General features: G+C 61.8%; 8 protein-coding genes. 5 read left to right on the top strand and 3 right to left on the bottom strand.

Annotated features, from left to right (window positions below; genetic code table 11):
- The coding region (gene hrpB / locus BI292_RS07735; RefSeq protein WP_101207516.1) for an ATP-dependent helicase HrpB at positions 1–1,905 on the top strand (1,905 nt) is incomplete at its 5' end.
- 79 nt (positions 1,906–1,984) lie between these two features.
- Here hrpB and BI292_RS07730 read toward each other — a convergent pair.
- Together BI292_RS07730 and BI292_RS07725 are read right to left on the bottom strand one after the other, a co-directional pair.
- The gene (locus BI292_RS07730; protein ID WP_092277687.1) at positions 1,985–3,064 is read right to left on the bottom strand and encodes an endonuclease/exonuclease/phosphatase family protein; all 1,080 of its coding nucleotides are present in this window, start codon (positions 3,062–3,064) and stop codon (positions 1,985–1,987) included.
- A gap of 74 nt (positions 3,065–3,138) precedes the next feature.
- On the bottom strand, positions 3,139–3,813 hold the full coding sequence (locus tag BI292_RS07725; protein ID WP_101207515.1) for a YciC family protein: 675 nt from the start codon (positions 3,811–3,813) through the stop codon (positions 3,139–3,141).
- Between the two features lie 177 nt (positions 3,814–3,990).
- Between BI292_RS07725 and BI292_RS07720 the strand changes: the two genes are divergently transcribed.
- From BI292_RS07720 to BI292_RS07710, 3 genes are all read left to right on the top strand, one after another.
- Positions 3,991–4,761, top strand: coding sequence for a DUF2076 domain-containing protein (locus BI292_RS07720; protein WP_101207514.1), 771 nt, complete (start codon positions 3,991–3,993; stop codon positions 4,759–4,761).
- Positions 4,762–4,922: 161 nt separating this feature from the next.
- Entirely contained in the window at positions 4,923–5,402 is a 480-nt protein-coding gene (locus BI292_RS07715; protein ID WP_054616703.1) for an NYN domain-containing protein, read from the top strand.
- A 22-nt stretch (positions 5,403–5,424) separates the two neighbouring features.
- Positions 5,425–6,036, top strand: a complete 612-nt coding sequence (locus BI292_RS07710) for a PolC-type DNA polymerase III (RefSeq protein WP_092277694.1) — start codon at positions 5,425–5,427, stop codon at positions 6,034–6,036.
- 107 nt (positions 6,037–6,143) lie between these two features.
- Here the strand turns inward: BI292_RS07710 and BI292_RS07705 are convergent, their stop codons facing one another.
- On the bottom strand, positions 6,144–6,590 hold the full coding sequence (locus BI292_RS07705; RefSeq protein WP_101207513.1) for an Lrp/AsnC family transcriptional regulator: 447 nt from the start codon (positions 6,588–6,590) through the stop codon (positions 6,144–6,146).
- A gap of 162 nt (positions 6,591–6,752) precedes the next feature.
- On the opposite strand from BI292_RS07705, the gene yedA reads away from it, so the two are divergent.
- Positions 6,753–7,303: drug/metabolite exporter YedA (yedA, locus tag BI292_RS07700; protein WP_101207512.1), on the top strand; the 551-nt coding region annotated here is incomplete at its 3' end.

The following is a 7,303-nucleotide window of genomic DNA, read 5'->3' as shown; positions in this document are numbered from 1 at the left end:
GTCCAGACCATCCTCGAAGCCCTGAACGACGAAACCGGCAGCGTCCTGGTGTTCCTGCCGGGGCAAGCGGAGATTCGTCGGGTGCATCAGCAATTGGCCGACGCGCTGGGCGCGAGTTCGCCGGTTTTGCTTTGTCCGTTGCACGGTGAACTGGACCTCGCTGCGCAACGTGCAGCGATTGATCCGGCGCCCGCCGGCCAACGCAAAGTGGTGCTGGCGACCAACATCGCCGAGACCAGCCTGACTATCGATGGCGTGCGCGTGGTGATCGACGCCGGATTGGCGCGGGTCCCGCGTTTCGATCCGGGCAGCGGCATGACCCGTCTCGACACGCAGCGCATCTCCCGCGCCAGCGCCACGCAACGTGCCGGCCGGGCCGGGCGCCTGGAGCCGGGCGTGTGTTATCGCTTGTGGTCGCAAGACCAGCACGAACAATTGGCTGCCTACGCGAGCGCGGAAATACTCTCGGCGGACCTTGCCGGTCTGGCGTTGCAGCTCGGGCGTTGGGGCGTGGCGCCGGGGCAATTGGTCTGGCTCGATATTCCGCCCGCCGCCGCTTATGCCCAGGCGCAGGATTTGCTCGAGCGCCTCGGCGCACTCGACGGCGAAGCGTTGACCGCTCATGGCCAGGCAATGGCGCAGTTGCCGGCGCATCCACGCATCGCGCACTTGCTGCTGCGCGGGCAAGCGCTGGGGCTGGCGGAGATGGCGTGCGACGTCGCGGCGCTGCTCGGTGAACGCGATATCTTGCGCGGTGCGGGCGCCGATCTGCACAGTCGCCTGGTGTTGTTGTCCGGCGAAGAACGCGCCGCGCGCGGTGCTCAGGGCGGTGTGCAACGGGCTCGGCAACTGGCGCGGCAATATCGCGGTTATCTGCGTGGCAAAGCTTCGGCGCCCGTCAGCGATCCCGATCATCCGCGCTGGCTCGGTGCCTTGCTGGCGCTGGCGTACCCGGACCGGGTCGCGCAACAACGCCGCGCCGGGGGGGCGGAATATCGCCTGGCCAACGGGCGCGCGGCGTTGTTTGCCGAGGCCGACAGTTTGATGAAGCAAGCGTGGCTGGTGATTGCCGACCTCGGCAGCCGTCAGGGCCAACGTGAAGAACGGATTTATCTGGCGGCGGGTTTTGATCCGGCGCTGTTTGACTCGGTGCTGGCCGAGCAGGTGCGCTGCGTCGATCAGCTGGATTGGGACGAGCGCGAAGGCGTGTTGCGTGCCGAGCGCCAGCGCAAAGTTGGCGAACTGATCCTCAGCCGCGAGCCGCTGACCGGGCTCGACGAAACGGCACGCAGTCAGGCGTTGGTCAATCTGGTGCGGCGCAAAGGACTGGAGCTGTTGCCGTGGACCCCGGAACTGCGTCAGTGGCAGGCGCGCGTCGCTTTGTTGCGCCAGTTGGACCTCGGCGGCAAGGGTGAAAGTGAATGGCCGGATGTCAGTGATGCGGCGTTGCTGAACAACCTCGAACACTGGCTGATGCCGTACCTGGGCAAAGTCTCCCGGCTCAGCCACTTCGCCAATCTGGACCTGTCGAGCATCGTCCATAACCTGCTGCCATGGCCGTTGCCGCAGCGGCTTGATGAGCTGGCGCCGCACCATTTGAGCGTGCCATCCGGGTCATCGATTCGCCTGGATTACAGTGAGCAACCGCCGATTCTCGCGGTGCGTTTGCAGGAACTGTTCGGCCTCGCCGAAACCCCGCGCATTGCCGGTGGCCGGCAAGTGGTCAAGCTGCACTTGTTGTCGCCGGCGCGGCGCCCGGTGCAGGTGACGCAGGATCTGGCGAACTTCTGGCGCAGCACGTATGCCGAAGTGAAGAAGGATTTGAAGGGGCGTTATCCCAAGCATTACTGGCCGGATGACCCATTGGTGGCCGAGGCGACGGCGCGGATCAAACCGCGAAAATAGTCAGTTGGATCGGCGCGGCGGCATTCGCGAGCAGGCTCACTCCTTCAGAGTTGGCCTGCTCTTGAAGCTTTGATTCGGACTACGGGGCCGCCGGCAACAGAAACCGCGCAATCACTGGCAGGTGATCGGAGATGCGCAAGGTATCGTCCTGTCTCACCGTCGCTTCGACGCGTTTGATCCTCGGGCTGTAAAACAGATAATCCACCGTGCGGTCCGGGCCATTGAGGCCGGGATCGTTCGGGTAATGGGTCAGCCATTGCGCGCGATTGACTCCGCTGGCCTCGCTGTTGCTCGGGATCATCGGGTATTTGTCCCACAACACATGCAACGCGCTGTCGGCAGAGAAGGGCGTGCGTTGCTCGGCGGGTAAACGTCGGTATTGGCCCAGCGGCAGCAGATTGAAATCGCCGCCAATCAACCACGGCGTGCCCCGGCCTTCGTAGCGGTCGAGGACTTTGCCCACGGCGGTCACTTGCGCTTGCAGAGTGTCGTCCGGTTGAACAACGCGTTCCAGGTGAGTGTTGAGCACCGCGATCTGCCCGCCATCGCTCAGCGGCAGGTACGTCGCCAGCAAGGCGTTTTTCGGTTTGAACTGGCGGCTGATGAAGTTGGCTGGCGCCACCGGTAATTGCACGCGTTCGGCATGGCCGATCTGGTAGCGGCTCAACGTCGCCAATTGCCGGCCGACGCTGCCGAAGATGTGCGGCTCGGGGACAAAGTCGGCTTTCCAGTCGAAGGTGTGAGCGCTGCACGGGAACAGGTCGGAGACGCGTTCCTGCAGCAGTTTGAACTGGTTCTGATAGTCGCTGGCCTTGGCGCCGTCATCGAGCTCCTGCAACAGGACGATGTCGGGCTCTTCGTCGCGAATCACCCGCGCCACTTCATCCAGGCTGAATGCCATGTCTTCCTGGGTCGGGCTCTCGTCGTCGCCCTGTGCCAAGTCATTCCAGAACACATAGCGTTTGCCCGCCAGGTACTGGACGTTCCAGGTCATCACCTTCAGCGCCTGGCCGGGCACCAGTGTCGGCGCCTTCGCGGTGCAACTGACCGGCAACACTTCCTTGGCTTCGGGGCGCCAGGTCACGCTGTAAATCAATATTGCGCCGAGGCCGACAATCAGCAACAGGCTCAGCAGGGTGTAGCGCAGGAGACGGGTCATTGGCTCGGCTTATAGCGTTACAAAGAGGCCCCGAGCATACCCGAGAGCGCTGCCCGCGCCCAACGGTAGAGCGGTCAGACTATTCGGTCATTTTTGTCAGGCGCTTCGCCGACCAGCATGAACATGCGGAAAAGGACCACGCTGGTGAACAGTTGCAGGAAGCTGTGGGCGCTGTCGATCAGCCAGCTGAGCACGGGATTCTGTGGTTGTGGATAGAACTCGAGACTCAGACCCTTGAGCAGCCACAACGGCGCCATCACCGCCAGGATGCACACCAGAATCCGCAGGAAATGGCCGCGCGTCAGACGCAGGCTTTCCTTCATTGCCGCCAGTGGCGCCATGCCGCGCAGCACCAGCAAATACTCGGCGAATGCCAGTGTCACCATCAGCCAGATACCCGGCAGGAAGTACAGCGACAGGCCCAGCAAAATCAGCAATGTGTTGAGCGCGGTCAGCAGCGCAAAGCGTGGCCACAGCGTGGCGGACATCGCCAGCAGGTCACGGGTGCGCGGCGATTCGCCACGGCTGCGCGCGTCGAGAAACAGAATCAGCGCGGCGGTGTACAGCGGATACACCAGCAAACCGACCAGCACGCTGTAACCGGGGAAACCTTCCGGGCTGGTGGCGTTGTCGACGATTTGTTGCAGGAACGCCTCGAACATCACCAGCGGCAAGCACAGTTGCACGATCTGGCCCAGATTGCGCTTGAAGAAATACAGGGAGTCACGCAGCACTTCGAACGGATTCATCAGTTGGTATCGCAGGTTAAAAGCAGTGCCACACTTTAACCGATGATGCGCTGGGGGGCGCAAACGTAAACGTTCGGTAAAGGCTGTTGAAACATCTTGTATCAGCCCCATAACTGTCAGGCACCTTATCCACGGTGGATGAGGGGGACGATATTCCCGGCAATCTATGAGGTCGCCATGAACAGCGAAGAACAAACCCTGATCGATGGACTGTTTTCACGGCTGCAACAGGCCGAAACGGATGCAGCCCCGCGCGACGCCCAGGCCGAGGCGCGGATCAAGGAACACCTGACGCGTCAGCCCGCAGCGGGCTATTTCATGACCCAGGCGATTCTGGTGCAAGAGGCAGCGCTCAAAAGTCTCGATCAGCAGAACAAGCAGCAAGCGCAACAGATCCAGCAGTTGCAGGCCGAACTGCAACACGCCAAGTCGCAGGCGCCGGCGGCGTCGGGTGGTGGATTTTTGTCGAGCATCTTCGGCGGTGGTTCGCGCGATTCGCAGCCAGCGCCACATCCAGGCCAAAATTCAAATCCGGGCGCAGCACCGGCCAGCGGCGGCTGGCGCGAACCGGCCCGGCCATCCTTCAATTCGCCAGCGCCGCAGCAGAGCGTCCCACCGCAGCAGGGCTACGCCGCCCAACCACAGGCGTCCAGTTTCCTCGGTGGCGCACTGAAAACCGCTGCCGGCGTGGCCGGTGGGGTGATGCTGGCGGAAGGCATCAGCAGCCTGTTCCACGGCGGCCACCAACCGCAGGAAATCGTCGAAATCATTCGCGATGAACCGGCGCACGCCAATGATCAAAACGCCACTGATCAAAACGCTAGCGACTGGAGCAACGACCAGCAGATGGCCGGCAACGACACCAGCGATCAGGGCAATTTCAGCGACGCCGACTTCAGCGATGACAGCTCGTCATTCTTCGGCGGCGACGACGATTCGTTCATCTGACCCACCACTCGTCCGGGGCGCGGCCGCGCTCCGGCCTGATTATTCGCGGAACAATCCTTCAGGCTGGCATACTGGGCGACTTTTCGGGCCAGGTGCCTGATCCAAGCCTGCGCACGTTTGCGTCAAGAGCTCAGGCGCTTGCGTGCCAATAGGAAGCAGCGATGAAAAAAATCGCAGTGTTTGCCGACGTTCAAAACCTCTATTACACCGTGCGTCAGGCCTATGGTTGCCACTTCAACTATGCGGCGCTGTGGGCTGATATCAGCAAACAGGGCGAAATCGTCGAGGCTTATGCCTACGCGATCGATCGCGGCGACAGCAAGCAGCAGCAGTTCCAGCAGATCCTGCGCAATCTGGGTTTCGTGGTGAAACTCAAACCCTACATCCAGCGCAGCGATGGCTCGGCCAAGGGCGATTGGGATGTCGGCATAACGCTCGATATCATGGACGCCGCCGACCACGTCGACGAAGTGGTGCTGGCCTCCGGCGACGGTGATTTCGACATGTTGCTGGAGCGCATCATCAGCAAACACGGCGTGCAAGCCGTGGCGTATGGCGTGCCGGGGCTGACCGCGAATTCGCTGATCCGCGCCGCCAGCCGCTACGTGCCGATCGAAGGCGCGTTGCTGCTCAAGAATTGATTTTTACGGAGTTGAAACAGGTTTGGAACGCATAGCAGTCATCGACTTTGAAACCACCGGGATCTCCCCGAGCAGCAGTTGCCGGGCCACGGAAATCGCCGTGGTGATCCTCGAACAGGGGCGCATCGTCGAGCGTTACCAAAGCCTGATGAACGCTGGCGTGCGCGTGCCGGCCTTCATCGAACAACTCACCGGCATCAGCAATGCCATGCTGCGCACCGCGCCCTCGGCCGAGCAGGTGATGAACGAGGTCAACGAGTTTGTCGGCATCACGCCGTTGCTCGCGCACAACGCCGCGTTCGACCAGAAGTTCTGGGATTTCGAGCTGGGGCGGATCAAACGCACGCGGTTGCAGAACTTTGCCTGCTCGCTGTTATTGGCCCGACGCCTGATGCCGGCGGCGCCGAATCACAAGCTCGGAACGCTGACCACCTTCGCCAGTCTGCCGCACACCGGCAAGGCTCACCGGGCGATGGCGGATGCGGAAATGGCCGCTAACCTGACCGCGCACCTTGCCGCCGAACTGCGCCAGACCCATGGCTTGCGCGAGTTGTCGCATGATCTGCTGGTCAGCCTGCAGAAAGTCCCGGCGGCGAAGATCAATGAACACCTCAAGCGCCATCGCGGCTTTTAGCGGGTGATGGTGCCTGGGCGGGCCCCTTCGCGGGCAAGCCTCGCTCCTACCGGGCGATGAGTTCCGCGTAGGAGCGAGGCTTGCCCGCGAAGGCGTCATCCTCCTCGCTACCTCCCTTCCAACTGCCCCAGCGGCACGCGCTTTTCTATTGCGCTCGACAGCACAATCGAAGTTTTGCTGAAGCCGAATTTGGCGATCCGGTTGATCAACTCTTCCAATTCCGGCATCGATCCCACCGCCGCTTGCATGATCACGCACGGATCGCCCGTCACCCGATGGCATTCGGTCAGTTGCGGGATTTTGATCAGGTCGTCGTAGGTTTTCTGGTTGCCGTGCTGGTTCAGGCGCAGCTCGATCACGCACTGGATCGGCAGGCCGATCTTCGACATATCGACTTTTGCCTGATAACCGGTGATCACCCCGCACGCCTCAAGTTTGGCCACGCGCTCGGCCACGGCTGGCGCGGACAGGTTCACTTTGCGCGCCAGATCGGCGTAGGACGCGCGACCGTTTTCCAACAGGGCGCTGAGCAGCATGCGGTCGTACTTGTCCATGAACAATTCCTGAAAATGACCCGACTTTCGAATGCACGGTTTATAGCGCTGATCTCCGTGTTTTGAAAAGTGTACTGCTGCGATAAACAGGTTTTGTAACTTATTTTTGCCAGCCAGCCTTTCTAAACTATTGGCTCAATTTGACCTGTCTTCGAGCTGCCCATGCCTGGCTTACGTCGTTTCCCCTTGCCGTTGATTGCTGCCTTCTTTGCGTTGTACGTGATTTGGGGTTCGACCTATCTGGTGATCCGCATCGGCGTCGAATATTGGCCGCCGCTGTTGCTGGCCGGGATTCGTTTTGTCATCGCCGGCACGTTGATGTATGCCTTCCTGCGCTGGCGCGGGGCGCCTGCACCGACGTGGGCGCAGTGGAAAGCGGCGGGCATCATCGGCATTTTGCTGCTGACCTGCGGCAACGGCGCGGTCAGTGTCGCCGAACACACTGGCGTGGCTTCCGGCGTTGCCGCCCTGGCGGTGGCAACGGTGCCGCTGTTCACCTTGCTGTTCGGCTATTTCTGGGGCGCGCGCAATACGCGGCTCGAATGGGCCGGGATTGTCCTGGGGCTGATCGGCATCGGCATGCTCAATCTTGGGACCAATCTGCAATCGAGCCCGCTGGGCGCGGCGTTGTTGATATTCGCCGCCGCAGCGTGGGCGTTCGGCTCGGTGTGGAGCAAACACCTGCCGCTGCCCCAGGGCGCGATGGCCAGTGC

This window comes from Pseudomonas sp. 43NM1 (assembly GCF_002836905.1).
Lineage (GTDB): Bacteria > Pseudomonadota > Gammaproteobacteria > Pseudomonadales > Pseudomonadaceae > Aquipseudomonas > Aquipseudomonas prosekii.
The sequence above is the reverse complement of the archived record's forward strand: the minus strand, read 5'-3'. Positions and strand labels throughout refer to the sequence as shown.